This is a genomic window from Labrys sp. WJW (assembly GCF_001676615.1).
Taxonomy (GTDB): Bacteria; Pseudomonadota; Alphaproteobacteria; order Rhizobiales; family Labraceae; genus Labrys; species Labrys sedimenti.
In genome coordinates this window covers 137,203-163,613 of sequence record NZ_LYXZ01000018.1, presented here as the reverse complement: position 1 = coordinate 163,613, position 26,411 = coordinate 137,203, and the positions used below count along the sequence as shown (strand labels likewise).

General features: G+C 63.3%; 24 protein-coding genes. 7 read left to right on the top strand and 17 right to left on the bottom strand.

Going from position 1 to position 26,411, the window contains the following annotated elements; translation table 11 throughout:
- Nucleotides 1-100: 100 nt before the first annotated feature.
- Nucleotides 101-583, top strand: a complete 483-nt coding sequence (locus BA190_RS12740; protein ID WP_068287269.1) for an ester cyclase — start codon at nucleotides 101-103, stop codon at nucleotides 581-583.
- Between the two features lie 32 nt (nucleotides 584-615).
- On the opposite strand, the gene BA190_RS12735 is transcribed toward BA190_RS12740, so the two are convergent.
- From BA190_RS12735 to BA190_RS12710, 6 genes are all read right to left on the bottom strand, one after another.
- Nucleotides 616-1,392 carry an amino acid ABC transporter ATP-binding protein gene (locus BA190_RS12735; RefSeq protein WP_068287265.1) on the bottom strand — a complete coding sequence of 259 codons (777 nt, stop codon included), beginning with the start codon at nucleotides 1,390-1,392 and terminating at the stop codon, nucleotides 616-618.
- Between the two features lies 1 nt (nucleotide 1,393).
- Nucleotides 1,394-2,050 carry an amino acid ABC transporter permease gene (locus tag BA190_RS12730; RefSeq protein ID WP_068287262.1) on the bottom strand — a complete coding sequence of 219 codons (657 nt, stop codon included), beginning with the start codon at nucleotides 2,048-2,050 and terminating at the stop codon, nucleotides 1,394-1,396.
- Nucleotides 2,050-2,697 (bottom strand): amino acid ABC transporter permease, encoded by a 648-nt coding sequence (locus BA190_RS12725; RefSeq protein WP_068287259.1) that lies wholly within the window; start codon nucleotides 2,695-2,697, stop codon nucleotides 2,050-2,052. Before BA190_RS12725 ends, BA190_RS12730 begins: the two co-directional genes overlap by 1 nt.
- Nucleotides 2,698-2,851: 154 nt before the next feature.
- Entirely contained in the window at nucleotides 2,852-3,673 is an 822-nt protein-coding gene (locus BA190_RS12720) for a transporter substrate-binding domain-containing protein (RefSeq protein WP_068287256.1), read from the bottom strand.
- Nucleotides 3,674-3,910: 237 nt separating this feature from the next.
- Nucleotides 3,911-5,044 carry an acyl-CoA dehydrogenase family protein gene (locus BA190_RS12715; RefSeq protein WP_068287253.1) on the bottom strand — a complete coding sequence of 378 codons (1,134 nt, stop codon included), beginning with the start codon at nucleotides 5,042-5,044 and terminating at the stop codon, nucleotides 3,911-3,913.
- Nucleotides 5,041-6,189: a CaiB/BaiF CoA-transferase family protein gene (locus tag BA190_RS12710; RefSeq protein WP_068287250.1), complete on the bottom strand. Its 1,149-nt coding sequence runs from the start codon at nucleotides 6,187-6,189 to the stop codon at nucleotides 5,041-5,043. The genes BA190_RS12715 and BA190_RS12710 overlap by 4 nt, the downstream gene beginning before the upstream one ends.
- A gap of 90 nt (nucleotides 6,190-6,279) precedes the next feature.
- Here BA190_RS12710 and BA190_RS12705 point away from each other — a divergent pair, with 90 nt between their 5' ends.
- A complete protein-coding gene (locus BA190_RS12705) occupies nucleotides 6,280-7,209 on the top strand; it encodes a LysR family transcriptional regulator (RefSeq protein WP_068287247.1) in 930 nt (309 codons plus the stop codon).
- Nucleotides 7,210-7,237: 28 nt separating this feature from the next.
- Here BA190_RS12705 and BA190_RS12700 read toward each other — a convergent pair whose 3' ends face one another.
- Together BA190_RS12700 and BA190_RS12695 are read right to left on the bottom strand one after the other, a co-directional pair.
- Nucleotides 7,238-7,684, bottom strand: a complete 447-nt coding sequence (locus BA190_RS12700) for a DNA polymerase III subunit chi (RefSeq protein ID WP_068287244.1) — start codon at nucleotides 7,682-7,684, stop codon at nucleotides 7,238-7,240.
- 175 nt (nucleotides 7,685-7,859) lie between these two features.
- Nucleotides 7,860-9,356: a leucyl aminopeptidase gene (locus tag BA190_RS12695; RefSeq protein WP_068287241.1), complete on the bottom strand. Its 1,497-nt coding sequence runs from the start codon at nucleotides 9,354-9,356 to the stop codon at nucleotides 7,860-7,862.
- A 176-nt stretch (nucleotides 9,357-9,532) separates the two neighbouring features.
- Here BA190_RS12695 and lptF point away from each other — a divergent pair, with 176 nt between their 5' ends.
- The 5 genes from lptF (at nucleotide 9,533) to rsmA (ending at nucleotide 16,139) form a co-directional block, all read left to right on the top strand.
- Entirely contained in the window at nucleotides 9,533-10,699 is a 1,167-nt protein-coding gene (lptF, locus tag BA190_RS12690) for an LPS export ABC transporter permease LptF (protein ID WP_068287238.1), read from the top strand.
- Complete coding sequence (gene lptG, locus BA190_RS12685; RefSeq protein ID WP_068287235.1) at nucleotides 10,696-11,775, top strand: LPS export ABC transporter permease LptG; 1,080 nt, start codon at nucleotides 10,696-10,698, stop codon at nucleotides 11,773-11,775. The genes lptF and lptG overlap by 4 nt, the downstream gene beginning before the upstream one ends.
- On the top strand, nucleotides 11,775-14,219 hold the full coding sequence (locus BA190_RS12680) for an LPS-assembly protein LptD (RefSeq protein ID WP_068287232.1): 2,445 nt from the start codon (nucleotides 11,775-11,777) through the stop codon (nucleotides 14,217-14,219). The genes lptG and BA190_RS12680 overlap by 1 nt, the downstream gene beginning before the upstream one ends.
- A gap of 70 nt (nucleotides 14,220-14,289) precedes the next feature.
- Nucleotides 14,290-15,294 (top strand): 4-hydroxythreonine-4-phosphate dehydrogenase PdxA, encoded by a 1,005-nt coding sequence (gene pdxA / locus BA190_RS12675; protein ID WP_068287229.1) that lies wholly within the window; start codon nucleotides 14,290-14,292, stop codon nucleotides 15,292-15,294.
- 2 nt (nucleotides 15,295-15,296) lie between these two features.
- Nucleotides 15,297-16,139 carry a 16S rRNA (adenine(1518)-N(6)/adenine(1519)-N(6))-dimethyltransferase RsmA gene (gene rsmA, locus BA190_RS12670; protein WP_068287225.1) on the top strand — a complete coding sequence of 281 codons (843 nt, stop codon included), beginning with the start codon at nucleotides 15,297-15,299 and terminating at the stop codon, nucleotides 16,137-16,139.
- Nucleotides 16,140-16,141: 2 nt separating this feature from the next.
- Here the strand turns inward: rsmA and gmk are convergent, their stop codons facing one another.
- The 9 genes from gmk to ade form a co-directional block, all read right to left on the bottom strand.
- On the bottom strand, nucleotides 16,142-16,807 hold the full coding sequence (gene gmk, locus BA190_RS12665) for a guanylate kinase (RefSeq protein ID WP_068287223.1): 666 nt from the start codon (nucleotides 16,805-16,807) through the stop codon (nucleotides 16,142-16,144).
- The gene (locus tag BA190_RS12660; RefSeq protein WP_068287717.1) at nucleotides 16,804-17,691 is read right to left on the bottom strand and encodes a YicC/YloC family endoribonuclease; all 888 of its coding nucleotides are present in this window, start codon (nucleotides 17,689-17,691) and stop codon (nucleotides 16,804-16,806) included. The genes gmk and BA190_RS12660 overlap by 4 nt, the downstream gene beginning before the upstream one ends.
- A gap of 161 nt (nucleotides 17,692-17,852) precedes the next feature.
- Nucleotides 17,853-19,277, bottom strand: coding sequence for an endolytic transglycosylase MltG (gene mltG / locus BA190_RS12655; RefSeq protein WP_068287220.1), 1,425 nt, complete (start codon nucleotides 19,275-19,277; stop codon nucleotides 17,853-17,855).
- A 563-nt stretch (nucleotides 19,278-19,840) separates the two neighbouring features.
- Nucleotides 19,841-21,100 carry a beta-ketoacyl-ACP synthase II gene (gene fabF / locus BA190_RS12650; RefSeq protein ID WP_068287217.1) on the bottom strand — a complete coding sequence of 420 codons (1,260 nt, stop codon included), beginning with the start codon at nucleotides 21,098-21,100 and terminating at the stop codon, nucleotides 19,841-19,843.
- A 255-nt stretch (nucleotides 21,101-21,355) separates the two neighbouring features.
- Nucleotides 21,356-21,592, bottom strand: coding sequence for an acyl carrier protein (locus BA190_RS12645; protein WP_068287214.1), 237 nt, complete (start codon nucleotides 21,590-21,592; stop codon nucleotides 21,356-21,358).
- Between the two features lie 244 nt (nucleotides 21,593-21,836).
- A complete protein-coding gene (gene fabG, locus BA190_RS12640; protein WP_068287706.1) occupies nucleotides 21,837-22,574 on the bottom strand; it encodes a 3-oxoacyl-[acyl-carrier-protein] reductase in 738 nt (245 codons plus the stop codon).
- Nucleotides 22,575-22,678: 104 nt separating this feature from the next.
- Nucleotides 22,679-23,623: an ACP S-malonyltransferase gene (gene fabD, locus BA190_RS12635; RefSeq protein WP_068287209.1), complete on the bottom strand. Its 945-nt coding sequence runs from the start codon at nucleotides 23,621-23,623 to the stop codon at nucleotides 22,679-22,681.
- A gap of 237 nt (nucleotides 23,624-23,860) precedes the next feature.
- Nucleotides 23,861-24,457 (bottom strand): NAD(P)H-dependent oxidoreductase, encoded by a 597-nt coding sequence (locus BA190_RS12630; protein WP_068287205.1) that lies wholly within the window; start codon nucleotides 24,455-24,457, stop codon nucleotides 23,861-23,863.
- Nucleotides 24,458-24,644: 187 nt separating this feature from the next.
- Nucleotides 24,645-26,348 (bottom strand): adenine deaminase, encoded by a 1,704-nt coding sequence (gene ade, locus BA190_RS12625; protein ID WP_068287203.1) that lies wholly within the window; start codon nucleotides 26,346-26,348, stop codon nucleotides 24,645-24,647.
- Nucleotides 26,349-26,411: the final 63 nt, after the last annotated feature.

The window sequence follows — 26,411 nt, the reverse complement described above, 5'->3', positions numbered from 1 at the left end:
TGACATTCTTCCGGCCAGAGGCATTTCGTTCCAGGATGTCAGCCGGAGGCTGACACTCCAATCCCGCGCTGCGGCAACGACACCAGACCGGAGGCCTGACATGGACGATCGGCGCAGACTGATGATCCTCGGCGGACTTGCCCTGGCAGGTGGCACCAGCCTGCCGGCGCTGGCGCAGGAGCCCAATATGGCGGAACGTTTTGCGGCCCGGCTGAACGCCCATGACATCGCGGGCTTCGCTGCGCTGTTTGCCGATGATTACATCAACAACCAGGCCAGCGCCGCCGCTCCGGCTCGCAAAGAGCTGAGTGCCAAGCAGGCGACCGTAGCCTTCTTCCAGGCCCGCCTCGCCGCCATGCCGGATCTGCAGGTGGGGATCGAGACGCAGGTGAGCCAGGGCGACAAGGTTGCGGCCAGCTTCGTCTATAACGGCACGCACAAGGGCCCCTATTTCGGCATCGCTCCCACCGGCAGGCACCTGCGCTTCACCTCCTGCGACATCTTCCGCGTCAAGGCCGGCCTGATCGCCGAGCATTGGGGCATGGGCGACATCGCCGGCGTCATGGCGCAGTTGAAGGGGTAGCTTGCCGCCGCACGGCAGCATGGGATTACGGCCTAGAAGCTGTTCCGTTCGTTATAAGTCCGCAGGAAGGACTGGATGCGCTTGTCGGCCGGGTTGTGGAAGATTGCCGCCGGCGTATCGACGGCGACCAGTTCACCCGCTTCCATGAAGGCCACCTGATCGCCGACATGGGCGGCAAAGCCCATTTCGTGGGTGACGACCACCATGGTCATGCCCTCGGCGGCCAGCTGCTTCATGACGTTCAGCACCTCGCCGACCAGTTCGGGATCGAGCGCCGAGGTCGGCTCGTCGAACAGCATCAGCTTGGGCTCCATGGCGATAGCCCGGGCGATGGCAACGCGTTGCTGCTGCCCGCCCGAAAGCCGGCCGGGATGGCTCGCCATCTTGTCGGCAAGGCCGACCTTGCGCAGCGCCTCCGCCGCACGTGCCTGGGCTTCGGACCTGGAGAAGCCGCGCACCTGGACGAGGCCTTCTGCGACATTCTGCAACGCGGTCATATGCGGCCAGAGATTGAACTGCTGGAACACCATGCCGATGCGCCGGCGCATCTCGCGCAGCTTGCCCGAAGCCATGCGCTTGCCGCCCGGCGTCTCGTAGCCGATCAGCCGGCCATCGATGCGGATCTCGCCGGCATCATATTCCTCGAGGAAGTTGATGCAGCGCAGCAGGGTCGACTTGCCCGATCCGGACGGGCCGATCAGACAGGTGACCCTGCCGGGAGGGATCGAGGCAGAGATCTGCTTCAGCGCCTGGAACGGCCCGTAGAACTTGTCGACCTTGCGGATCTCGACGGAGGAAGCCTGTTCCATCTCAGCGTCTTTCGATCATGTAGTGGGTCACGCGGCCTTCCAGCCAGCGGCCGAGCCGGGAAACGAATTCCACCAGGCCCCAGAAGAACAAAGCCAACGCCAAAGTCGCCTCGAAATAGCGGAAGGTCTCAGTGATCATCCGGTCCACCTGGTAGCGCAGCTCCGGCACCGTGATGGTCGAGAGCACCACCGTCTCCTTGGTCAGGATGATGGCGAAATTCACCAGTGCCGGCAGAGACGACACCAAAGCGAGAGGCAGCAGGATGCGCCTGACAATGGCGAACTCGCTCATGCCGATGGTGCGCGCCGCCTCGATCTGCCCCAGCGGGACCGCGTTGAAGCCCGAGCGGAAAATCTCCGCGAAATAGGGACTGCCATAGATCGACAGCCCGATCAGTCCTGCCGGCAGGGCATCGAGCCTCAAGCCGAAGGCAGGGCCGCCATAATAGAGCACATAGAGCTGGACCAGGAAGGGCGTGCCACGGATAGCCTCGACATAACCGACGAGCAGCCAGCGCAGTGGCGCCGGCCCATAGCGCTGCGCCAGCGCGATGACGAGGCCTAGGACCACGGAACAGGCGGTGCCGACCAGCCAGCACAGCACCGTCATGCCGAAACCACGCAGCAGCGCCGGTCCATAGTGAACGATCAGCTCCATCACGCAGCCGTCCTTCGTTCCAGGTACCGGCCGAGCGTGGCCAGGCACAGATTGATCACGAGATAGAGGCACCCCGCCGCGACATAGGTCTCGAGCGGGCGATAGCTTGCACCAGCCTCGGCCTGGCTGGCCCGCGTGATCTCCCAGATGCCGACCAGGGAGACCAGCGAGGAGGCCTTCACGAGCAGGATGAGTTCGTTGACCAGCGCCGGCAGCGACAGCCGGACCGCCTGCGGCAGGATGATCCGTGTCCAGATCGAACGCGGCAGCATGCCGATGGCGACGGCCGCCTCGGTCTGCCCGCGCGGCAGCGCATTGATGGCCCCACGCCAGATTTCGGCGACATAGGCACTGGAGCACAGGCCGACGGCCAGCACTGCCGCCACCATCGGCGGCACGTTGATGCCGATCACCGGCAGGAGGTAGAACATCAAAAGCAGCTGTACCATCAGCGGCACGCCGCGAAAGAAGCTGATCCAGACCGCAGCACCCCTCCGCAATACATGCGAGAGCGACAGGGCACCGGCGCAGATCAGTGCACCGACGAGGAGCCCGATCGCGATCCCCAGCAGCGAGACGATCAGGGTGCTCGGAACTCCCAGCGCCAATGCGTGGAAGCTCTTGATGAAGGCATTCAGCGAGAACATGCGGGAGGACCGGCGACCAGAGCACGGCGCCACCGGGGCGCCCTGCGTTCCCGGAGCGAGGCGCGACTGCGGCGAATCGCGCTTTGCTCCGGCTCTTCATTGTGATGCGCCCTCGCGATCCGACGAGTTGCGCCGGATCGCGGGACGCTTCAGGTCACTTGGCCGGCACCTCCAGCGGCAGTTCGGTATATTTGCCGAGCCACTTTTCCTGGATCGCCTTGACGCGTCCATCCTTGGTCATCTTGACGATGGCATCCTTGATGGCGCCGGCAAAGCTGGCGCTGTCGTCACCCTTGCGCAGCACCCAGGCAAAATAGGTCGGCTTGCCGAAGGTCGAAACCTCAGGCAGGGCGAACACGTCGCCACGCTGCTTGACGAGATAGGCGAGATTGGGGGCCGAGCCCGCCACGGCATCGAGACGGCCGGCGGCCAGATCGGCATAGGCCTCGTCGGTGGTGCCATATTCCTTGATGGTTACATTGCCGACCTTGGTGCCGAATTCCTGCAACTGCTTGAACTGAGCCGTGCCCTGCTGCACGCCGACGGTCTTGCCAGCGATGTCCTCGGGCTTGTTGATGTCCTTGTTGGCGGCGGCCTTGACGATGCCGACTGTCGCATCGGCGATCGGCAGGGTGAAGGTGTAGCGCTCGAGCCGTTCGGGCGTGATCGTCACCGGCGCGATGACGATGTCGAATTTCGACACTTCGAGGCCCGGAAGCTGGGAGGTCCAGGGCAGGTCCTGATAGACGGGTTCGACGCCGATCTCCTTGGCGACATTATCGAACAGGTCCTTGGTCATGCCCTGATAGGTGCCGTCGACAACCATGTCGAACGGGGCATAGTGCATGTCCGTTGCCGTCACGATCTTACCGGCACTCTTGACGTTGGCCAGCTGATCGGCCGACGCCGCCAGCCCCGTGCCCCCGACAAGGGCAAGACCGAGCAGCGCGCCACGCAATAAGGTTCCGATTTTCATTATGTTCTCCACCTGGATAGGTTTTGGATTGAACCCGCTTTTCTTGGCACCGTCGAGAGTGGATTTCGCAATCGCACCGCGACAGTTTCTCAGAGGTGACGGCCTCGCGTTAAATTATGGGGTGGTATCACCATCAGGACGTTGGAGCACAAGATACGTATCGGCAAAACCACATCCTTGTTCCCCTTCGTTGCGGAGGGCCTCTACGATTTGAAGCCACCATCAAGTCGCGAACACTCAGGCGAGCAGCATGCGTGCTATGATGTTACGCTGGATCTCCGATGAGCCCTCGTAAATCCGCATGATGCGGACATCGCGCGCCATTCGTTCCAGGGGCAATTCCTGGGAATAGCCATAGCCGCCATGGATCTGCAGGGCGCGGTCGATGATCGACCCGGCCTTTTCCGAGGTAAATAGCTTGGCCATGGAGGCTTCCTTCGAAAAGCGTTCGCCTCTCTCGCGCAGGGAGGCGGCCCTTAGTCCCATCAGGCGCGCCGCATCGAGTTCGGTCGCCATATCGGCCAGCATCCATTGCAGTCCCTGGAACTCGGCGATCGCATGGCCGCCGACGTGGCGGGTCTTGGCCCATTCCACCGCCATGGCCAGGGCCTCTCCAGCCATTCCGGTGCACATGGCGGCAACTTCGGTGCGGCCGTTGTCGAGCGTCTTCAGGGCTGTCCTGAAGCCGCTTCCTTCCGGTCCGAGCCTTGCCTCCTCCTCGATTCGGCAGTCGAACTCGACCTCGAACACATGCCCGCCGCGCAGGCCCATCGTCTTTTCGGGGGGACCGATTCTCACGCCTCCTTTGGCGGGCTCGACCACGAAGGCGCTGATGCCCCGGGCGCCGGCCGTCGTATCGGTCTTGGCGAAGACGACGACGAAATCGGCATGCGCCGCGTTGGAGATGAAATGCTTGACGCCGCGCAGGTGATACGATGCGCCGTCCCGAACGGCTCGGGTCGTCATGTCGGCCGGATTGGAGCCGGCGCCCGGCTCGGTCAGGCCGAATGCACCCAATGTCCTGCCGGCCGCCGCATTCGGTAGATAGCGGCCGCGCTGCGCGTCGTCGCCGCCGATCAGGATCGCATCGGTGGCCAGGAAATGCGCGGTCATCATCGAGACGGTCGAGCCGCAACCGGCCGCCAGCGCCTCGACGGCAAGGTAGAGCGCCACGGGCGACAGGCCGGGGCCGCCCCATATTGGCGGCAGGTTCATGCCCATGGCTCCCAGTTGAGCCAGAGCCGGAATGTGCCGCGACGCGAAGGTACCGCTCGCATCGATCTCACGGGCATTCGGCTTGAGCACGTCCTGTGAGAAGCGGCGGATCTGCTCGACCACTGCGAGGGTGTCGGCATCCGGTTCGAAATTCATTGCTGTTCCTCCTGCGCGGCAAGGCCGGCGAGAATGTCGTGCGTGTGCTCTCCGAGCCGCGGCGCACGCACGGGCCGGCCACGCCGGGAGCCCGAGAAATGGGCTGGCTGTTCCGGCAGGGGAACGATACTTCCTTGCCGGAAAAGGCCGCGCTCATGCGCCTGCTCGGAATCGATCGCCTGCGCCACGGTGCTGATCGGCCCCACGGGGATGCCGGCGCCGGCCAAAACCCTCACCACTTCGGTGGTCGTCCGGGTTCCCGTCCACAGCTCCACGCAGGCGCGCAAGGATGGCTCGTTTTCCGCGCGCAGGGAATCGCTGCGATAGCGCGGATCACTCGCCAGTCCGGGCTGGCCGATGGTCGCGGCAAGATCGGCAAACAGCTTCTCGTTGAGGACCGCGATCACCGCGTGGCCGTCGATGGTCCGATAGGCTCCGAAGGGCGCCGAGAGCGGGTGGCGATTGCCGACGCGCATCGGCACGGCCCCCGTCGCCAGATAGCGGCACGCTCCGGTCGGCAACAGCGAAAGCAAGGCATCGAACATGGCGAGATCGATATGGCAGCCACGCCCGGTACGCTCGCGCTGCCATAGCGCGGCGGTAACGGCCCAGGCACCATACAGGCCGGCGCCGATGTCCCCGATGGCCTCCCCGATCAGGGTCGGTGGCCCGTCCGGCATGCCCGTCATTGCCATCAGCCCGCTCTCGGCCTGCACGATGATGTCATAGGCCGGCCGATCACGCCCGGCGCCGTTCTGCCCGAAACCAGAAATGCTGAGATAGACGAGATCGGGATTCTCGCCGACGAGGTCGGCATAGGCGATGCCGAGCCGCGATGCGACGCCGGGCCGGAAATTCTCGACCACCACATCGGCCTGGGCGGCAAGCCGCCGCGCCGTGATACGGTCGGCCTCGGTCTTGAGGTCGAGCACGATGCTGCGCTTGCCACGATTGGCAAATTCGAACATGGCACTGTCATCCCCGACGAACGGGCCGACATGGCGATAGTCGTCGCCGGCACTGCCCTCCACCTTGATGATATCGGCGCCGGCGTCGGCGAGAAGGGCGGTGGCGAAAGGCCCCGCGAGCACGCGCGAGAAGTCCAGGACGACGAGGCCCTCGAGCGGCAGGTCAAATCCAGTCATGGCTGTTCCTTGATGTCTGCGCAGGATTTGACAGCCCGTGGATAAAGGCAAATATTCTTATTGCATCAAGAAAATAAGTTTTTCCTATTCATGATCACGGTCCGTCAACTGAGCTATTTCGTGGCTGCCGCCGAGCATGAGGGTACGGCACAGGCGGCGCGCGCGCTCCATGTCTCCCAGCCGGCAATCTCAGTGGCCATCCGCCAATTGGAAGAAAGGATCGGCCAGCCCCTGTTCGTGCGCCGCCATGCCCAAGGCCTTGTCCTGACCCAGGCCGGACGCGACAAGCTTGCCGAGGCTCGCTCCATCCTCTCCCAGATCAATGCCTGGTCAGCTTCGCCGGGCGTTTCGTCCGGGCGGCAGACCTTCCTCGACGTCGGCTGTCTGGCCACGCTGGGCCCGTTGCACATGCCGCCGATCATCCGTGCCTTCCGCCAGTCCCACCCGCATGTCGAAGTGCGGATGCGGGAGGGCGACATCGAGGAACTGCACCGCCTGGTCGATAACGGGCTGATCGAAGTTGCGCTACTCTACGATCTCGATCTCGGCCGCGCTGGCGCGACCGAAACAGTCGCGGAATTCCAGCCCTATGTGCTGGTTCCGGCCGGTCACCCGCTTGCCGGCAAGCGCCGTGCCCGGCTGCGGGACGTCGCGGCCTGGCCCCTGATCCTGATCAACCTGCCGCACAGCCGCGACTATTTCCTGGCGCTGTTCCGCCAGGCCGGGGTGGTGCCGGCCCTCGGCATGGAAGCGCGCACGATCGACATGGTACGCGGCCTGGTTGCCAATGGTCTCGGCATCGCGCTGCTGACCACACGCTCCCGTTCCGGTGTCAGTGAGGATGGCCTCCCGCTGGCGATCGTGGAGCTCGAGGATGCGCTGCCCCCGCAGAAGGCGGCGATCATCACGCCGCGCCAATTTCCCATCACCTGGATGGCGAGTGCCTTCATCGACCATGTCCGCGCGCATTTCGGGCAGAGGCAGGAAGATTCCTTGGCCGAGGGGCAGCAGTGCGCCTAGATCGACTGCCGATCCGATCGGATCTGGCTTACGCCTTCTTTTCCCAGCGCCCCTCGTCGCTCTGCTGCCAATAGGTCGCGGCAAATCCCAGTTCCTTGGCCTGCTTCCACTGATCCCGCGCGCCTTGCACGGCGTCGGCGTCATTACCGTCGAACATCAGCACGATGCGCTCATAGCTCGGAGCATCCGCCGGCAAGGGGGCGCCATCGACGAGGAAACGGATCGCAGCGCCGTTGGGATTGCCCTCATGCGTCACCAGCACGATCGGCTGGGCGGGACCATCGTCGCTCTCCAGCCCATGCGGCAGGAAGGCTTCGTCATTATAGGTCCAGAGCACATCATCGAGCGAACGCAAGCGCTCCTGCGGCCCTTGCACCGCGCAGCGCCAGCCGCGCTGCAGGGACTTTTCCAGAAGGCCCGGCAGAACCCGTTCGAGCGGGGCTCTCTGCAGATGATAGAAGAGCAATTCCGTCATCGCCTCCCCCCTTTTCAGCAACGCCTCTCCGGTAAGCATACGTTCTTGATCAGCCGCATGCCGAAATCTCCAAAAATGTCAGCCATGACAATGTCATGGCCGATATTCTTGAAATTTAGAATAAGCCGGATGATCCGCGTATAGACGCTGTCAGGCGTGCCGAACAGCGTGATCCTCACCCCTCGTAGTGCTCCGCCACCAGCCGATCGAGCAGGCGCACGCCCCAGCCCGAGCCCCAGCTGCGGTTGACGTCGCTGGCGGGCGAGCCCATGGCGGTGCCGGCGATGTCGAGATGGGCCCAGGGTGTTTCGTTGACGAAGCGCTGCAGGAACTGGGCAGCGGTGATCGAGCCGCCATTGCGGCCGCCGGTGTTCTTCACGTCGGCGAATTTGGAATCGATCAGCTTGTCGTATTCCGGGCCGAGCGGCATGCGCCAGACCCGCTCCCCCGTCGTCTGCCCGGCCACGAACAGGCGCCCGGCCAATTCGTCGTTGTTGGAGAAGAGGCCGGCATATTCCTGGCCGAGCGCCACCATGATGGCACCGGTGAGGGTGGCGAGATCGACCATGAATTGCGGCTTGTACTTGTCCTGGATGTACCAGAGCACATCCGCCAGCACGAGCCGCCCCTCGGCGTCGGTATTGATGATCTCGATGGTCTGGCCCGACATCGAGGTGACGATGTCGCCCGGACGCTGGGCCTTGCCGTCAGGCATGTTCTCGACGATGCCGATCGCTCCGATCACGTTGGCCTTGGCCTTGCGAGCGGCAAGCGCATGCATCAGGCCGACCACGCAGGCCGCGCCACCCATGTCGCCCTTCATATCCTCCATGCCCGATGCAGGCTTGATGGAAATGCCGCCGGTGTCGAAGGTCACGCCCTTGCCGATGAAGGCAACCGGCTTGGCTTCGCGATTCTTGGCGCCGTTCCAGCGCATCACCACCAGCCGGCTGTCATGTTCGGAGCCCTGGCCGACGCCGAGCAGCGCCCCCATGCCGAGCTTCTTCATGGCCTTGACGTCGAGGATCTCGATTTCGACGCCGAGTTCCTCCAACTCAGTCGCTCGCTTGGCGAAGGCTTCCGGATAGAGCACGTTCGGCGGCTCGTTGACGAGATCGCGGGCGAGCCTCACGCCGTCGGCGATCGCCTCGCGCGACTTGCCGGCTTTCTTGGCTGCGCCGTCAACGCTGCTGGCGATCGTCAATTCGAGCACCTTGCTCGCCGCATCGTCCTGTTTGCGCGTCTTGTAGCGTTCGAACTTATAGGCTCTCAAACGGGCACCGAGGGTGAAGTCCGCCACCTGATCGGCGGTGATGGCAGCGTCCGGCAGGTCTAGCACCACCGTCGCCGACTTCGCCGAGGCCGGCAGCTTGCCGATCACATTGCCCCCGGCCTTGACCCAATCGGTGCGGGCGCTGTCCTCGGCCTTGCCGAGCGAAATCACGATCACCCGGTCTGCCGTCAGGCCCAAGGGTGCAAGAATGTCGAGGGAGGTCAGCGCCTTCCCCTTGAAATTGTCGGCGGAAGCCGCACGTTTGACCAGACTGCCGATACCCGGTAGAGCAGCTTCCGTTTCAGGCGATACCGCCAAATCGATATTTGTGAATATGACGGCGATGCCGTCGGCAATTTTCTCGACTTTTGAAAAAGACAGTTTCAATTCGGAAACCATAATTAATGCCCATTCTAGGAAGCTGCCGCGCGATTGACGGCTTGTTGGGACTTTTGCATGTCAATCCGTAACCATGTCTACAACAATCCGCTCGCAGCCTCGGTCCTGCCATACAAACGTCTCGCCTCCTGCCTAGCACGAGGCTACAAGCAACGGGTAGGAGACCCGAAAAGGCAATGAACCTCGTCAGCCGATATATTGCCAGACAGTTTGGCTTTGCCTTCCTGGTCTGCCTCGTCGTGCTGACGCTTCTGGCCTGGATGGTCGGGGCCCTGCGCGAATTCAACGTCATGACGGCACAAGGCCAGTCCGTGCTGGTCTTCCTGGCCATCAGCTCGCTTGCCTTGCCGGCGCTGGTGGTGGTGGTCGCACCGCTGGCGGTCTTCCTGGCGGCCGTGTGGCTTCTGCAGCGGCTCAATGCCGGCTCTGAACTCGTCGTCCTCAATGCTGCGGGCTATTCCCCCTCCCGGCTGATCACGCCCTTTGCCGGCATTACCGGTCTGGTCGCTGCGGGAATTGCCGCCGTCACCCTCTATATCCAGCCCGCCAGCCAGCATGAACTGACCGCCTGGCGCGTCGCGGCGGCAGCCGACGTGGTGCAGCACTTCCTCAAGGAAGGCCAGTTCACCGCCCTGCGCGGCTTCACCTTCCATATCCGCGAGCGCCAGCCCGACGGTACGCTGCTCGGCATTTTCGTGCAGGACGCCCGCGACAAGGGCAAGACCAAGACCTATATCGCCGGAACCGGCAAGATCGTCGATACGCCGACGGGGCTGGTGCTGGTCCTCAACAACGGCTCGCTGCAGCAGCAGGAAGGCGGCGCTTCCTCCGACGCCTCGATCGTCACCTTCGAGCAGTATCAGTTCGACCTCTCGCAGCTCGCCCGCGACGACAACGACGCCATCAACTATAAGCCGCGCGACCGTTACACCAGCGAACTGTGGAACACCCAGCCCTCGGAGATGAAGGGACAGGCCGAACGCGGCCGCATTCGCGGCGAACTGGTGGACCGGTTCACGGCGCCCCTCTATCCGATCGCCTTCATGCTGGTCGCCCTCGCCTTCCTCGGCCAGGCGCGCACCACCCGCCAGGGTCGGGCCAGCGCGATCGGCTTTGCCATTCTGAGTGTGTTGGTGGTGCGCATTCTCGGCTTCATCGCCACGCAGAGCCTGAGCGTGCATTCGGCCGGCGGCGTCTATATTGCATTCGGCGTGCCGATCCTGACCTCGCTGGTCTGCCTTGCCGTCATCACCGGCCATCTGCGCCTGTCGCTGCCGCGCGGATTGACGAATTGGTACAATGAGCTGACTTCGCGCCTCGCCAACAGGACGGCGCGCGCATGATCCTGACCTCCACTCTCGGCCGCTATCTCAGCAAGCGCTTCCTGATCGCCATTTTCGGCGTGCTTGCCTTCCTGTTCGTCATGATCTTCCTGCTGGATTTTGCCGAGACCAGCCGGCGTGCCAGCGACCTGCCGCGGGTTTCCGTGGGCTCGATCGCCGCCCTCTCCCTGCTGCGAACGCCGTCCATCATCGAGCAGACCCTGCCCTTCGTTTTCCTGTTCGGGGCCATCATCTGTTTCGTCAATCTCAGCCTGCGGCTCGAACTGGTGGTGATGCGTGCCGCCGGCCTGTCGGTCTGGCAATTCCTGGCCCCACCGATCATCTGCGCCATCCTCCTCGGCATTCTCGCGGCAATTGCCTTCAACCCGCTCTCGGCTGCGCTGAAGACCAGGAGCGACCTGCTCGACACGCGCGTCTTCGGCGCCCGCCAGATCCGCGACGACGACAAGAGCCGCTGGATCCGCGACGGCCAGGCCGTCATTCATACTTCGGCGGAGAATAGCGACGACGGCGCGCTGACGGGCGTTACCATCTATGCGCTCGACGCCGACGGCCGTTTTGTCAGGCGCCTGGAAGCCGATACCGCAAAACTTGACAAGGGCGTCTGGCATCTATCCAACGTCCAGGAATTCATCCCCAACCAACCGGTCAAAACCTCGGAAAGCATTGATTTTCCTAGCAATTTGACCAAGTCCCAGGTTGATCAGAAATTTGCGGTGTCCGCGGACAGCGTGTCTTTCTGGAGACTCCCGTCATCAATCGCACAACAAGGCGCCGCGGGACTTGATGCAAATGACTACCGGTTGCAATATCAGACGCTTCTAGCTCGTCCCCTGCTGCTCGTGGCGATGGTGCTGATCGCCGCGACGGTATCGCTGCGGTTTGCACGCCTTGGCGGTATTGGTGTGATGATCTTGAGTGGAATCGGGGCGGGTTTCTTGCTGTATGTCGTAACCAAAATGGCCAAGGATCTGGGCATTGCGGGGCTGGTTGCGCCGGCCGTCGCCGCTTGGACTCCGGCTGCCATTGCGGCCCTGATCGGATTTACCGTGTTGCTTAACCAGGAGGATGGCTGATGCGCGTATCAGCTCGCCACTTCCTTACGACCATGCTGTGCACCACCGTCGCGGTTGCAGCGCTGTCGTTTGCGTTGTTGCCGTCGAAAGCCCATGCCCAGGAAAATCTGCTCGGGCCCTTGGGTGCGCGTTCCGATGGTGCCGGAGGTCAGGGCAGCTCCAACATGGTCCTCAAGGCCAGGGAGATGCAGTATGACCAGGACAACGAGGTCGTAACCGCTATCGGCACGGTGCAGATCTATTACAACGGCCGCGCCCTGCAGGCTGACCGCGTGGTCTATGACCGCAAGGCCAAGCGCGTGCGGGCGAACGGCAATGTCGTCATCACCGAAGCCGACGGCACCAAGACCTATGCCAATAATTTCGACCTGACCGACGATTTCAGGGACGGTTTCGTCAATTCGCTGAAGATGGTGACGGCCGACGAGCTCTATATCGCCTCCAACCGCGCCGAGCGCACCGGCGGCAATGTCACCGTGTTCCAGAACGGCGTCTATTCGGCCTGCTCGCCCTGTGCCGACAATCCGCAGAAGCCGCCTCTGTGGCAGATCAAGGCTGTCAAGGTCATCCACAACCAGCAGGAAAAGATGATCTATTTCGAAGATGCTCGCTTCGAGTTCTTCGGCCTGCCGATCGCCTATCTGCCCTATATGTCGACCCCCGACCCGTCCGTCACCCGCAAGAGCGGCTTCATCACGCCGCGCTATTTCCACTCCTCGCGGATCGGCTACGGCCTCGAGCTGCCCTATTTCATCGACCTCGCTCCCAATTACGATCTGACCCTGACCCCCGGCTATGCCAGCAGCCAGGGTCCGACGGGCCAGATCGAATGGCGCCATCGTACACTCAATGGTGCCTATTCGGTGATGGCGTCGGGCGCCTTCATCAGCGACCCCGACAAGTTCGCCAATGAGGATATCGGCAGGCCGAACTGGCGCGGCTCGATTTCGTCGAAAGGCGAATTCTGGCTGAACGACAAATGGCGTTTCGGCTGGGACGGCTCGCTGCTGAGCGACAAATATTACTGGCGCGACTACCGCCTCGACAATCTCAGGGGCAAGACGGAGGCAACCTCCACCGTCTATCTGACGGGCGTCGGCACCAAATCCTGGTTCGATCTGCGCGCCTATTATTTCCAGGGCCTGACCACGGCCGACGTGCAGAAGCAGCTGCCCGTCGTCGCGCCGGTGCTCGACTATGACTACATCGTCGACCGCCCGGTCTTCGGCGGCGAACTCGGCTGGAACCTCAATCTGACCAGCCTGACCCGCCAGCAGGCCGCCTTCGACAACATCCTGGGCTACAACTGCGACAATCTCACGCCGAAGACGCGGACGAACTGCCTGCAGCGCGGCATCGACGGTACCTATACGCGCGCCTCGATCAACGCCTATTGGAAGAAGACCTTCACCGATACCTATGGGCAGCAGTGGACGCCCTTCGCCTATGTTCGCGGCGATCTTGGCTTCACCCAGCTCGACGGCAACCCTGCCGACCAGTTCGTCAGCAACAAGAAGAACGACACTGCGGCGCGCCTGGTCCCGGCCATCGGCCTCGACTATCGCTACCCCTTCATCTCTCAATCCGATTGGGGCACGCAGATCATCGAACCGATCGCCCAGGTCATCCTGCGCCCCAAGGCGATGCAGAGCGGCGTCTTCCCGAACGAAGACGCCCAGAGCCTGATCTTCGACGACACCAACCTGTTCGATTGGGATAAGTATTCCGGCTATGATCGAGCCGAGGATGGTTCTCGCGTCAATGCCGGCCTGCAATATTCGCTGACCACCAATGGCGGCGGCTACTACAACGCCATGTTCGGCCAGTCCTACTCCTTCGGTGGCACCAATTCCTTCACCAGGGGCGACATGGCCAATACGGGCCTGCAATCGGGCCTGGATCGCAACATTTCCGACTATGTCGCGCGTGTTTATCTGCAGCCGGTGAACAATTTCGCGATTCTGTCGGGCGCCCGCTTCGACCAGAAGAACTGGGACATGCGGCAGTTCGAGGTCGGCGCCCTCGGCACGATCGGGCGCCTGAAGGCCGACATCATCTATGCGCGCTACGATGCCCAGCCGCTGCTGGGGCTCGACGATCGCGAAGGCATCAATGGCAAGGCCGCCTTCAAGCTGAGCGAGAACTGGATTGCCAGCGCCGGCGCTCTCTACGACATGAGGACCAAGAAATTCTCGTCGAGCTATGCCGGGTTGACCTATGTCGACGCCTGCATCGCGCTCGGCATGAGCGTCTCGCGCTCCTATGACACCACGTCGTTGAAATACGACACCACGGTGCAGTTCCAGCTGCAGCTGCGTGGCCTTGGTGTCAGCGGCAGCCCGAAGGAATTCACCGACAAGATCTGGAACAACGACTTCGACAATCTCAATGTCACCAAGCCGAGCAGCTACACCGACCGCTACGGCAATCTGAAGACCTTCTGAGACGAAGCGAGCCGGCCTGCCCCGCCTGGGGGCTGGCCCGTTCCTGCAAGCGAGCTCATCTGACCCGATCATGCCGACCGAACAGCCCCTTCTGCCGATCGCCTTGACCATGGGGGAACCGGCGGGCATCGGGCCTGAGCTGATCGTGATGGCAGCCTCAGCCCGCCGCGAAGCCGCGCCTTTCTTCGTCTATGGCGATCCCGGCCTGTTGTCGGATCGCGCCCGGCGCATCGGCCTCGATCTGGCCATCGTCGAGACCGACGAAACCGGCCCAATCGCAGCCTTCGCACATGGCCTTCCTGTCGTTCCCCTGGCCAATCCCACCCCTGACCAGCCCGGCAAGCCTGATGTCGCCGGTGCCGCCGCGGTCATCGAGTCGATCGAACGCGCCGTGCTGTCTGTTCACCGCGGGCAGGCCCGGGCGGTGGTCACGCCACCGATCATGAAGGAAGTGCTCTACCGTGCCGGCTTCGGCCACCCCGGCCATACCGAATTCCTAGGCGAATTGGCGCGCCGCCATTGGGGCCATGACGGCAGGCCGGTGATGATGATCTGGTCCGAAATGGTGGCCGTGGTGCCGGTCACCATTCACATTCCTTTGGCCGAGGTGCCCACAGCCCTCAGCGAAGAGCTGATCTACGAGACTGGCCTGATCACCGCGGGGGACCTCAAGGACCGCTTCGACATCGCTGCACCGCGGCTCGCGGTTGCCGGCCTCAATCCGCATGCCGGCGAGAACGGCACATTGGGCGGCGAGGACAACGCCGTCGTCGCGCCCGCCATCGCCAGGCTCAGGGCTACCGGCATCGATGCCCGGGGTCCCCTGCCCGCCGATACGATGTTTCATGCCCGGGCGCGCCAGACCTATGATGCAGCCCTGTGCATGTATCACGACCAGGCCCTGGCGCCAGCCAAGGCCCTGGCCTTCGACGAAGCCGTCAACGTGACCCTCGGCCTGCCCTTCGTGCGTACCTCGCCCGATCACGGCACGGCCTTCGATCTCGCCGGTACCGGCAAGGCCAATCCTTCCAGTTTCCTCGCCAGCCTGGCGCTGGCCGATAGAATGTCCCGCTGATCATGGCACAGATCGATACCCTTCCTCCGCTGCGCGATGTTATTCGCCAGCACGAGCTGATGGCCAAGAAATCGCTAGGCCAGAACTTCCTGCTCGACCTCAACCTCACCGCCAAGATCGCGCGGGCGGGCGGCTCGCTGGAGGGCGTGAACGTGGTGGAAGTCGGCCCGGGGCCCGGCGGCCTCACCCGGGCGCTCCTGGCCTGCGGAGCTCGGCACGTGGTCGCCGTGGAGCGCGACGAACGCTGCCTGGCCGCCCTTGCCGAAATCGCGGCCCACTATCCCGGCCGGCTGACGGTGCATGCGGGCGACGCCCTCGAAGCCAATTGGCCGGGCCTGATCGCGGGGCTGGAGGGGCCGGTGCGCATCGCCGCCAACCTGCCCTACAACGTGGCGACCCCGCTGCTGATCGGCTGGCTGAAGACCGAGCCCTGGCCGCCCTGGTTCCAGTCGATGACGCTGATGTTCCAGAAGGAGGTTGCCGAGCGCATCGTGGCTACCGAAGCGGACGAGGCCTATGGCCGCCTCGGGGTCCTCGCCGGATGGCGGACGGAAGCCGAGATCGTCTTCGACGTGCCGCCGAGTGCCTTCGTCCCGGCGCCCAAGGTCACCTCCTCGGTAGTGCATCTGCGCCCGCGCCCGACGCCGCTGCCCTGTACACCGGCGGCCCTGGAGCGGATCACGCAGGCGGCCTTCGGCCAGCGGCGCAAGATGCTGCGCCAGAGCCTCAAAGGGCTTGGCGGCGACTTGGCGGCCGCACTGGCCGATGCGGGCCTGCGCCCGGAGATGCGCGCCGAGGAGGTCCCGATCGCCGCCTTCGTCGCGCTGGCGAATGCCTTGAAATAGCGTCAGCGGCCGCGCGTGAGGGCGTCGAGATCGGCCTTCAGGGTATCAACCAGCTGGCCGACCTGCGATTTGTCCTGACGCTTCATGCGTTCGACGTCGAGGATTTCCTTGAGCTTGGCATAGGTGGTCTGCAGGTCGGTGTTGACCAGCACATAGTCATATTTCGTCCAGTGACTGATCTCGACGCGGGCATTCTGCAGGCGCTGCAGGATGATGTCGGCGCTATCCTCGGCTCGCCGCTCCAGCCGTGCCTTGAGCTCGGCCACGGACGGCGGCAGGACGAAGACGGAGACGATATCCGGCCTCATCTTGTTGTAGATCTGCATGGTGCCCTGCCAGTCGATGTCGAACAGGACATCTCGCCCGGCGGCCAGGGCCTCTTCCACCGGGCCGGACGGCGTGCCGTAGTAATTGCCATGCACCTTGGCCGATTCCAGCAATTCGCCCCTCTCACGCATGGTCTCGAAGGTGCCGGCATCGATGAAACGGTAATGAACGCCGTCAATCTCGCTGCCCCGGCGCGGGCGGGTGGTGACCGAGATCGACAGATGCATCGATTTGTCCTCGGCCAGAAGAAGGCGCGTCAGCGTGGTCTTGCCGGCACCGGAAGGCGAGGAAACGATCAGCAGGAGGCCCCGGCGCTGGGGAACGGACGCAGTGCTACTCATTCGATATTCTGAACCTGTTCGCGGAATTGCTCGACCACTGCTTTGAGAGAAAGGCCGGTCGCGGTCAAGCTGACATCATTCGCCTTGGAGCAAAGGGTGTTGACTTCCCGGTTGAACTCCTGCGCGAGGAAGTCGAGGCGGCGTCCCACAGGGCCGCCCTTGGCCAAAAGATCGCGCGCAGCGGCAACATGTGCATGCAGCCGATCGAGTTCCTCGCGTATGTCGGCCTTGGCTGCCATCAGGATCGCCTCCTGATGCAGCCTGTCGGGATCGAGCGACGACGAGGCGTCGAGCAGCGCAGCTATCTGGGCAGCAAGCCGCTCCCGCACCGCTGCGGGCTGGCGTGCCGGATTGGTGTCCGCCTCGCGGGTGAGGGCTTCGATCTCGTCGATACGGCCGAACAGGACGCGTGCGAGCGCCTGGCCTTCCCGCCGCCTCATCTCGGCGCATTGGGCTACAGCCCTGGCGAACCCCTCCAGCAGGACCTCCTGCAGCATGGCGCGTCCGGCCTCGTCTTCCTCCTGCTCCTCGACCTCGAGCACCCCCTTGATGGCAAAAAGGCCATCAAGGCGTGGAGCCGCAGCATCCACCTTGTGCGAGGCCTCGGCCATCGCCGAGACGATGGCGTCGAGCACCGCCTGGTTGATACGCACCACCGGCGCCACGGCGTCGCGCTTCAGCGACAGGCCGATCTGGCACGAGCCACGGGCAAAAGCGGCGCCCAAGGCGGAGCGCGCCGATGCCTCCAGCGCATCGAATCCAGGCGGCAACCGGAAGCGGACGTCGAGGCTCTTGCCATTGACGGTCTTGATTTCCCAGGCCCAGCGGTTCGCGCCGGTCTGTCCTTCCACCCGGGCAAAGCCGGTCATACTGACAACGGACATCTTCCAACGTTCCATACGGTGATTTCAGCATCCGACCGGATGGATTTCACCGGCAACCGGAACTGAGCGCTCGCTCCCGATGCGCCGCGGGCGCGTCGAATAAGCCTGACAGAAGATAGAGCCCCGCGGCCCCGCGCTCAAGCGGCTCGCACGCAGCCAGCCTATTGCACCGACTGCGGCGAGTTCAGATCGAAGGTCTTGTCGAGCAGCGGGTCATGGTTGGTATTGGCGACAGGATCGTCGAAGCCGCCCTTCTTGGGCTTGCCAGCCTGGGCCGGGTCAGCATTGGGCGCCGGCGGCGCCTCTGCAGCCGGGGGCACCGAGGGAGCGGGCAGCGGGATATCGGCTGAGGGCGACTGAACAGCTGCGGGTGGCGGTGTTGGTGCCGGCGGCGTGGGGGCAGCCGGAGCCTCGGCCTCCGTCTGCTGCTTGCAGGCCTTGCTGCCCTTCTTGCAGGGCTTAGCCGGAGGCTTGGCTGCCGGGGCCTCGACCGGCGCCGGCGCCGCGGTGGCATTGTCCGGTGCCGGCGCAGGTGTCGGCTGGGACGGCGCAACGGGGGCATTGCCGCCCTGCTGCTGGAACTGCCGCCATTTGGCGACATTCTTGTTGTGCTCGTCCAGAGTCGGGGCAAAGGCGTGCCCGCCCGTGCCATCGGCGACGAAATAGAGATCCTTGGTCGCCAAGGGTGTCGCCACGGCCTGCATGGCGGCCTTGCCGGGATTGGCAATGGGAGACGGCGGCAGGCCGGTGATGGTGTAGGTGTTGAAGCGCGTCGGCTGCGAAAGATCGGCGCTGGTCAGCGCCCTGTCGAGCTTACCCTTGCCGCCGACCATGCCGTAGATCACGGTCGGATCGGACTGCAGGCGCATGTTCTTCTGCAGCCTGTTGATAAAGACGCTGGCGACATGGGGGCGCTCATCCGCCTGGCCCGTCTCCTTCTCGACGATCGAGGCGAGCGTCACCATTTCCGCCGGGCTCTTCAGCGGCAGATTGGCGGCGCGCTGCTTCCAGATCTGGTCGACCAGCGCCTTCTGCTCTTCCTGCATCTTGCGTACCATGGCCGACCGGGTGGTGCCGCGCTCATATTTGTAGGTATCGGGCAGCAGTGCACCTTCCGGCGGCACCGGCGGGGCATCGCCCGTGAGCAGGTCGTCCTGGTTCAGCCGGTCGATGATCATCTGGCTGGTGAGGCCTTCGGGTATGGTGATCGAATGCTGGATCACCTTGCCGTCCACCAGGATGTTCATGACGTCATACATCGAGGCGCCGGGCTTGAAGGCGTATTCGCCGGCCTTGAGATTGCTATGTCCAAGTATCAATGCACCGGTGGTGAAGATGGTGGCACTGTCGATGACGCCCTGGCGCTCGAGGGAATCGGCAATCTCGTCGCGGCCACTGCCCTTGGGCACATAGACCGTCTTGGCTTCCGAGAGCGGCCCGGGCGAGGTGAACTGGCGCAGACCGAAATAGCCACCGATGGCGATCAGCATCAACAGGACGAAGACAGCATTGCCTGCAACCACGAAGGGATTTCGCACCGTGCTCGAACGTGTCGGCGGCTTGGCGACGGCATCGGGCTGGATCATGTTGCGGGATCCGCGCGAGCCGGCAGCACCTTTCCCAAAGGAGCGCGAGCGTTCGTTCGCTAGTCCCGAATCATCCCGATCATCGACCATAGAAACCTCGTACGCCTACATATTTGCCCGCCTCGGCCACTGGCCGCAGAACCTGGCAACTGGCGGATCTATTGTGCCATGCCTGAGGCGCCCTGTGTTCCCACAGAATCGCCAAGAATCACAAAAACGCGTCGAAACAGAGAGTTAGAGCAAAAGACTGCCTTTGCCAAAACGCGCTTTGCCGCACAAATACCAATGTGTTTCGGCGAAAATGCATCAAAATACGAACAATAAGGCGACCTCCGATTGCCGAAACCGGAGGCCGTACACCTCTATCCCAGCGGACATGCCCTGCGAATATGGCAGAAATGCCGGCCGGTTCCCCATGCCTGCCATGGGCTAGGCGTCTTGCGATTTCTTGGAAGCACCAGGAACCGCAAGGACGCTCGAGCCAATCCCGTTGGATGGGCTCGGAAACAAGGAACCCGAGCAAGGCGCGTTCATGCCTGAACGCGCCTTGCTCGGGCGGAGGATCAGTCGGCCTTGCGCAGGATCAAGGACGCGTTGGTGCCGCCGAAGCCAAAGGAATTGGAGAGCACCACATTCACCTCGCGCTTGCGCGCCTGCAACGGCACCAGATCGATCGGTGTCTCCACTTCGGGATTCTCCAGATTGATGGTGGGCGGCACGATCTGGTCGCGAAGGGCGAGGATCGAGAAGATCGCTTCGATCGCACCGGCAGCGCCGAGCAGATGGCCGGTCGCCGATTTGGTCGACGACATCGAGGCCGTCGCGGACGCATTGCCGAGCAGGCGCTGGACGGCGCCGAGTTCGATCGTATCCGCCATGGTCGAGGTGCCGTGGGCGTTGATATAGTCGATCTCGCCGACGGAGATGCCTGCCCGCTTCACCGCCATCTGCATGCTGCGGAAGGCGCCATCGCCGTCCTCGGATGGCGCTGTGATGTGATAGGCATCCCCCGAAAGGCCATAGCCGATGACTTCGGCATAGATCTTGGCGCCACGCGCCTTGGCGTGACCATATTCTTCGAGCACCACGCAGCCGGCGCCCTCGCCCATGACGAAACCGTCGCGATCACGGTCATAGGGACGCGAGGCGCGGGTGGGCTCGTCGTTGAAGCCGGTCGACAACGCGCGGCAGGCGGCAAAACCCGCAAGGGCGAGACGGCAGACCGGGGATTCGGTACCGCCGGCCACCATCACCTCGGCATCGCCGAGCGCAATCAGGCGGGCGGCATCGCCAATGGCATGCGCACCGGTCGAGCAGGCCGTGACCACCGCGTGGTTCGGCCCTTTCAGGCCGTGGCGGATCGAGACCTGGCCGCCGGCCAGGTTGATCAGGCGACCGGGAATGAAGAAGGGCGAGATGCGGCCGGGACCGCGATCGCGAAGCGTGATCGCGGCATCCTCGATGCCCTGCAGGCCGCCGATGCCCGAACCGATCAGGACGCCGGTTTCTTCCTGGTCCTTCTGCGAGGCGGGATGCCAGCCGGCATCGTCGAGCGCCTGGGTAGCCGCGGCCATGGCGAAGACGATGAAGTCGTCAACCTTGCGCTGCTCCTTGGGCTCCATCCACTGATCAGGATTATAGGTGCCGTTGCTGCCATCGCCATGCGGAATGAGGCCGGCAATCCGCGCCTTGAGATCCTCTGTCTCGAAACGGTCGATCTTGACGATGCCGCTCTTGCTCGCAAGGAGATTGGACCACGATGTTTCGACATCGCCACCCATCGGGTTGACCATGCCGAGACCAGTTACGACAACGCGCCTCATAGAACCTCCAAAGGCCGGGGAATCGCCCTCCCCGGCTACTCAAACCCGTTTGATCGCAAAATTGCCTGGCGCAAGGCGGGCATTGAAATGCAGGCGCCGTGGGAGCTGCCCTTCCAATGCCTCGAACGCATTGCCTTTACGCTGAACTGGCAGCCGCTATGCCTGCTGTCACTCCAGGGTTCCCGGCAATGATGCAATCTCGTCCCCCGGCCGGTCGATGGATGGATATCGGGGAGCTTTCGCTCCCCGATCGTCTCAGGCCGTAGCCTTGGTCAGGAACTTGACGGCATCGCCGACGGTCAGAATCGTCTCTGCGGCGTCGTCGGGGATTTCGCAGTTGAACTCTTCCTCGAAAGCCATGACCAGCTCAACCGTGTCGAGCGAGTCAGCGCCCAGATCGTCGATGAAGCTCGCATTCTCGGTGACCTTGTCCGGATCGACGCCGAGGTGTTCAACCACGATCTTCTTCACGCGGTCTGCGATATCGCTCATTTTTCGTTCCTTTGATAAACCAAGACTGCCTGCCGGCACTTTATTCCGCCGCCGGTAAGGCGGTCGGTGTTTGGATAGTTCCTTGAGCCGGGGCCAATCCTTCGATTGACCTCCAGTTATCCCGGACAATCACATTCGTAGGGGCCACCGGAATGTCCCTCGGCGGTGATTAACACACTTCAAATGCCATTGCCAGCGGGCATCCCGTCAGTGGAAATCACTGTGGAATTGACGCATAACTCGTTCAAATCATTGCCATTCCGCCGTTAATATTCAAAGTTTGCCCGGTGGTATAGGCAGCCTCCGAAGAGGCAAGGTAAACGGCTGCCGCCGCAATCTCGTCGACATGGCCGAGCCGATGCACGGGGATCGCGGCAAGGATCGGTTCCATTTGCTTCTCGTTGAGGGCGTCCGTCATCGCCGTTTCAATGAAGCCCGGCGCGATGCAATTGACGGTGATTCCGCGGCTCGCGACCTCGTGCGCCAGCGACTTGGACATGCCGACAAGGCCGGCTTTGGAGGCGGCATAGTTGGTCTGGCCGGGATTGCCGATGACGCCGGACAGGGAGGCGATATTGATGATGCGGCCGGTCCGGCGCTTCAGCATCCCCTTCACGGCGGCACGCGACAGATGGAAGGCAGCCGAGAGGTTGACGGCGATGACGCTGTCCCAGTCCTCGTCCTTCATGCGCAGCATCAGATTGTCGCGGGTGAAGCCGGCATTGTTGACCAGGATGTCCAGTTGGCCGAGAGCCGCCTCGACACTCGGGACCAGTGCGCCGAGCTGCTCCTTGTCGGTCAGGTCGCAGGCAAAGACATGGGCACGGTCACCGAGCTTGGCCGCCAGTTCCTCCAACACCGCCTTGCGGGTACCGGAGAGCGCCACCGTGGCGCCCTGGCGATGCAGCGATGCGGCGATGGCCGCTCCAATTCCACCCGTGGCTCCGGTCACCAGGGCTATCTTGCCAGTAAGGTCGAACATCGTCATCCCCAATCGAGTGCTGCCGGCCGCTGCGGGCGCACCCTTTATTGTTTATCCTCACCCGAAATGACCATCCGCTGTCGGGCGGGTGGCCGTGGGTCCTTTCATCGCAGGGTTGGCGCGAATGCCGCTACGTCGTCCGGTGTGCCAATGCTTACCGCTTCTACGCCGGAGGCTATGCGCCTGACCAGCCCGCTCAGAACCTTTCCGGAGCCGACTTCCACCAGCTTGGTGACACCGGCCCCGGCAAGATATTCGACGCTTTCACGCCAGCGAACGGTTCCCGTCACCTGCTCGACGAGGCGGCGGCGGATCTCGGAAGGATCCGAGATCGGCTGGGCAAGGACATTGGCAACCAGAGGCACGACCGGCGCCGCGATGGCGACTTTCTCGAGCGCCTCGGCCATGGCCTCGGCAGCCGGTTGCATCAGGGCGCAATGGAAGGGAGCGGAAACCGGCAGGAGGATGGCGCGCTTGGCTCCCTTGCCCTTGGCAATCTCCACCGCCCGTTCGACAGCCGCCTTGGTGCCGGAAATGACGACCTGCCCCGGGGCATTGTCGTTGGCGGCCTGGCAAACCTCGCCCTGCGCAGCCTCGGCGGCCACGGCCACCGCCTGCTGGTAATCGAGGCCAAGAAGCGCCGCCATAGCGCCGGTGCCCACCGGCGTCGCCGCCTGCATGGCCCGGCCGCGGATGCGCAGCAGGCGAGCCGTGTCGGCAATCGTCAACGCGCCGGAAGCGGCCAGGGCCGAATATTCGCCGAGCGAATGGCCGGCGACGAAGCTGGCATGTTTCTTGAGATCGAGGCCAGCCTCGTCCTGCAGCACGCGGAAGGCTGCCAGGGAGACGGCCATCAGCGCCGGCTGGGCGTTCTCCGTGAGCGTGAGGTCGTTCTCCGGGCCCTCCCAGATCACGGCCGTCAGCTTCTGGCCAAGCGCAGCATCGATCTCGTCGAAGACGGCGCGGGCCACGGGAAAGGCATCGGCAAGCGCCTTGCCCATACCCACGCTTTGGCTTCCCTGGCCGGGAAACGTGAAGGCGATACTCATGCAAGAACCCCGTTTGAGACGGCGCGTTGAGACAATAGGCTGCTGCCTGAGTCAAGTCCGAAGGGTGAGAATACCCGTTCATCTTATAAAAACTTGGCAAAACCCGGTCTTTGCGGATCTTTCAGCAGAGCTCGCGGGCAATTCCACCGCCCGGGTCGCATCTGCGTCAACCGACCCCGTGTTTAGAATTGCTCAAATATCCTCCCAGCATTCTGCGAAACCACCTTCCGGCCCTTCTCAATTCTTGAGAGATGCCAGCCTCTTCTCGACCTTCGAAAGAAAATAGCGGCGCTGCTTTTCGGTGGTTTCGTCGAGACGGTGCAGTGCCAGCCACATCGTGCGGCAACGCGGAGCGCAAAGGCTTTTCAGGCCACGCAGAAGAATATTGCGTCCAGGCGCCTTCATGAACAAGGTCCACCACCACCAGGGCGATCCCAATGTGGAGATGACGCCCAGCAGGCGGATCTGTGTCAGCACCGGGCCGATCGCCTTGCCGTTTTCAGGCATGGTGAAGGTGGCGTGCGGCACCCAGACCCGTTCGAGCCAGCCCTTGAGCATGGCCGGCGGTCCATACCACCAGGTGGGATGAATGAAGATGAGTCCCTCGCACCAGCGCAGCTGCGCCAGATGCTCGGCCACGGGCGCCTCATTGCTGCCCGGCTCATGATAGCCGCGCCTTTCCTCTGCGCTCATCACCGGATTGAAACCTTGCGCATAGAGGTCGATCAGGCGGACCTCATGCCCCGCCTTGCCGAGAGCGCGCAGGGCGGTATCCCGGATCGAGGCGCCAAAGCTCTCCGAACAAGGATGGCAATAAACGACGAGGATTTTCATCGCGGGTACTCTAAAGCGAAGTGCGTTTCGATTAGAAATGCACTTTTATTCTAAAATTGGCTTGGTGCACCGTTGTGCGTTGAATTCTTCTATTCAAATCACAAAAGTTTTTAGCCGGAAACTGATTCCGGAATACTGCATGAGCGACAGGTGTAGAACGCAGATGCAGCACCGTCGAGACCATGACTCAAGCGGTTATCAATTCGAAGCGATCGACGTCGACCATGCCCCTGTCGGTGATCTTGAGATGGGGGATGACCGGCAAGGGCAGGAATGCGACCTGCAGGAAGGGTTCGGCCAGGGTGACACCAAGGGATTTGGCTGCCGCGCGCAGCGGAATCAGGCGGTCTCGCACTTCCTCAAAAGTCAGCAGGCTCATCAGCCCCGCCACCGGCAGTGCCAATTCGGCCAGGATGACGCCATCTCGGGCCACCACGAAGCCACCGCCGATCTCGCCGAGGCGGTTGACCGCCAGCGCCATGTCGGCGTCATCGGCGCCGACCACGCAGATATTGTGCGAATCATGCCCTACCGAGGAGGCGATCGCCCCCCGCTTCAACCCGAAGCCCTTGACGAAGCCCCGCCCGATATTGCCGTTGACACCGTGCCGTTCGACCACGGCCACCTTCACGACATCCTGGTCGAGATCGATATTCCGATAACCAGTCTCGTAGGGCAGGCTCAACCGCAGATGCTCGGTGATGATCTTGCCAGGCACCACGCCCATCACCGGCCCGGTCGGCCCGCCTGCCGTCACGCGGAAATCGGCCGCCGCAACGCGAGAAGCTTTCATCGAGCCAAGCCCCACCGGCGCAATGCGGGTCCGCCCCTCGAACAAGCCGTCCTCCACCAGCCGGCCAGCGCTGATCACCTGGCGCACGGCGCAATGGTCGAGATCCTCGATGAGCACGATGTCGGCCCGCTTGCCGGGCGCGATCACGCCGCGATCCCTGAGCCCGAAGGCCATGGCCGCCGACAGAGTCGCGGTGCGATAGGCCGCCAGCGGCTCGGCACCGAGGGCGATGGCGGTGCGGATCATGAAATCGAGATGCCCCTCCTCGGCAATGTCGAGGGGATTGCGGTCGTCGGTGCAGAAGGCGAGATAGGGCGAGTTCCTCACCGTGATCAGTTCGGCAAGGGCGTGCAGGTCCTTGGAAACGGAGCCTTCCCGGATCAGCAGCGTCATGCCCTTGGCAAGCTTTTCCCGGCCCTCTTTGGCCGTCGTCGTCTCATGGTCGGTACGGATGCGGGCGGTGAGATAGGCATTCAGATCCGTGCCGATGAGTAGCGGGGCATGGCCGTCGATATGGCCGTCCTGGAACGGCAGAAGCTTGGCGAGGCAGGCAGGATCGGCATTGATCACGCCCGGAAAATTCATGAACTCCGCAAGGCCGATCACGCGGGGATGGTTCTTGAAGGGTGCGAGATCCGCAGCCTCGAGCCTCGCGCCGGCAGTCTCCAGATGGGTCGAGGGCACGCAGCTCGAGAGCTGGACGCGCAGGTCCAGTGCCGTCTCACCGGCCGCTTCCAGAAAATAGCGGATGCCATCAGCGCCCACCACGTTGGAAATCTCGTGTGGATCGCAGATGGCCGTAGTCACGCCATGCCGGAGGACGCAGCGGTCGAATTCGGGAGGGGTGACCAACGAGGATTCGACGTGAAGATGCGTGTCGATGAAACCGGGCACCGCCACGAGCCCGCGCCCGTCGATCTCGCGCCGGCCGCGATAGCTGGCATAGGTCCCCACGATACGGTCCCCGCCGACGGCGATATCGGTCTCGGTGAGATCGCCGCTGACAAGGTCGAGCAGGCGCACATTCTTGATCACCAGATCCGCCGGCTCGGTGCCCCGCCCCTGGGCGATCAATCGGGCGAGTTCACGGGCGTCCATCCGGGCGATTCCTTCCAATGTCCTGGGAGCGCGGACGTCCTCGTCCGCTCTTCCTATCCGCAA

Bases quoted from the DNA above. Each gene is read 5' to 3' on its own strand.
- BA190_RS12740 (WP_068287269.1), top strand. From the start codon at position 101: ATGGACGATCGGCGCAGACTGATGATCCTCGGCGGACTTGCCCTGGCA.
- BA190_RS12735 (WP_068287265.1), bottom strand. From the start codon at position 1,392: ATGGAACAGGCTTCCTCCGTCGAGATCCGCAAGGTCGACAAGTTCTAC.
- BA190_RS12730 (WP_068287262.1), bottom strand. From the start codon at position 2,050: ATGGAGCTGATCGTTCACTATGGACCGGCGCTGCTGCGTGGTTTCGGC.
- BA190_RS12725 (WP_068287259.1), bottom strand. From the start codon at position 2,697: ATGTTCTCGCTGAATGCCTTCATCAAGAGCTTCCACGCATTGGCGCTG.
- BA190_RS12720 (WP_068287256.1), bottom strand. From the start codon at position 3,673: ATGAAAATCGGAACCTTATTGCGTGGCGCGCTGCTCGGTCTTGCCCTT.
- BA190_RS12715 (WP_068287253.1), bottom strand. From the start codon at position 5,044: ATGAATTTCGAACCGGATGCCGACACCCTCGCAGTGGTCGAGCAGATC.
- BA190_RS12710 (WP_068287250.1), bottom strand. From the start codon at position 6,189: ATGACTGGATTTGACCTGCCGCTCGAGGGCCTCGTCGTCCTGGACTTC.
- BA190_RS12705 (WP_068287247.1), top strand. From the start codon at position 6,280: ATGATCACGGTCCGTCAACTGAGCTATTTCGTGGCTGCCGCCGAGCAT.
- BA190_RS12700 (WP_068287244.1), bottom strand. From the start codon at position 7,684: ATGACGGAATTGCTCTTCTATCATCTGCAGAGAGCCCCGCTCGAACGG.
- BA190_RS12695 (WP_068287241.1), bottom strand. From the start codon at position 9,356: ATGGTTTCCGAATTGAAACTGTCTTTTTCAAAAGTCGAGAAAATTGCC.
- lptF (WP_068287238.1), top strand. From the start codon at position 9,533: ATGAACCTCGTCAGCCGATATATTGCCAGACAGTTTGGCTTTGCCTTC.
- lptG (WP_068287235.1), top strand. From the start codon at position 10,696: ATGATCCTGACCTCCACTCTCGGCCGCTATCTCAGCAAGCGCTTCCTG.
- BA190_RS12680 (WP_068287232.1), top strand. From the start codon at position 11,775: ATGCGCGTATCAGCTCGCCACTTCCTTACGACCATGCTGTGCACCACC.
- pdxA (WP_068287229.1), top strand. From the start codon at position 14,290: ATGCCGACCGAACAGCCCCTTCTGCCGATCGCCTTGACCATGGGGGAA.
- rsmA (WP_068287225.1), top strand. From the start codon at position 15,297: ATGGCACAGATCGATACCCTTCCTCCGCTGCGCGATGTTATTCGCCAG.
- gmk (WP_068287223.1), bottom strand. From the start codon at position 16,807: ATGAGTAGCACTGCGTCCGTTCCCCAGCGCCGGGGCCTCCTGCTGATC.
- BA190_RS12660 (WP_068287717.1), bottom strand. From the start codon at position 17,691: ATGTCCGTTGTCAGTATGACCGGCTTTGCCCGGGTGGAAGGACAGACC.
- mltG (WP_068287220.1), bottom strand. From the start codon at position 19,277: ATGATCCAGCCCGATGCCGTCGCCAAGCCGCCGACACGTTCGAGCACG.
- fabF (WP_068287217.1), bottom strand. From the start codon at position 21,100: ATGAGGCGCGTTGTCGTAACTGGTCTCGGCATGGTCAACCCGATGGGT.
- BA190_RS12645 (WP_068287214.1), bottom strand. From the start codon at position 21,592: ATGAGCGATATCGCAGACCGCGTGAAGAAGATCGTGGTTGAACACCTC.
- fabG (WP_068287706.1), bottom strand. From the start codon at position 22,574: ATGTTCGACCTTACTGGCAAGATAGCCCTGGTGACCGGAGCCACGGGT.
- fabD (WP_068287209.1), bottom strand. From the start codon at position 23,623: ATGAGTATCGCCTTCACGTTTCCCGGCCAGGGAAGCCAAAGCGTGGGT.
- BA190_RS12630 (WP_068287205.1), bottom strand. From the start codon at position 24,457: ATGAAAATCCTCGTCGTTTATTGCCATCCTTGTTCGGAGAGCTTTGGC.
- ade (WP_068287203.1), bottom strand. From the start codon at position 26,348: ATGGACGCCCGTGAACTCGCCCGATTGATCGCCCAGGGGCGGGGCACC.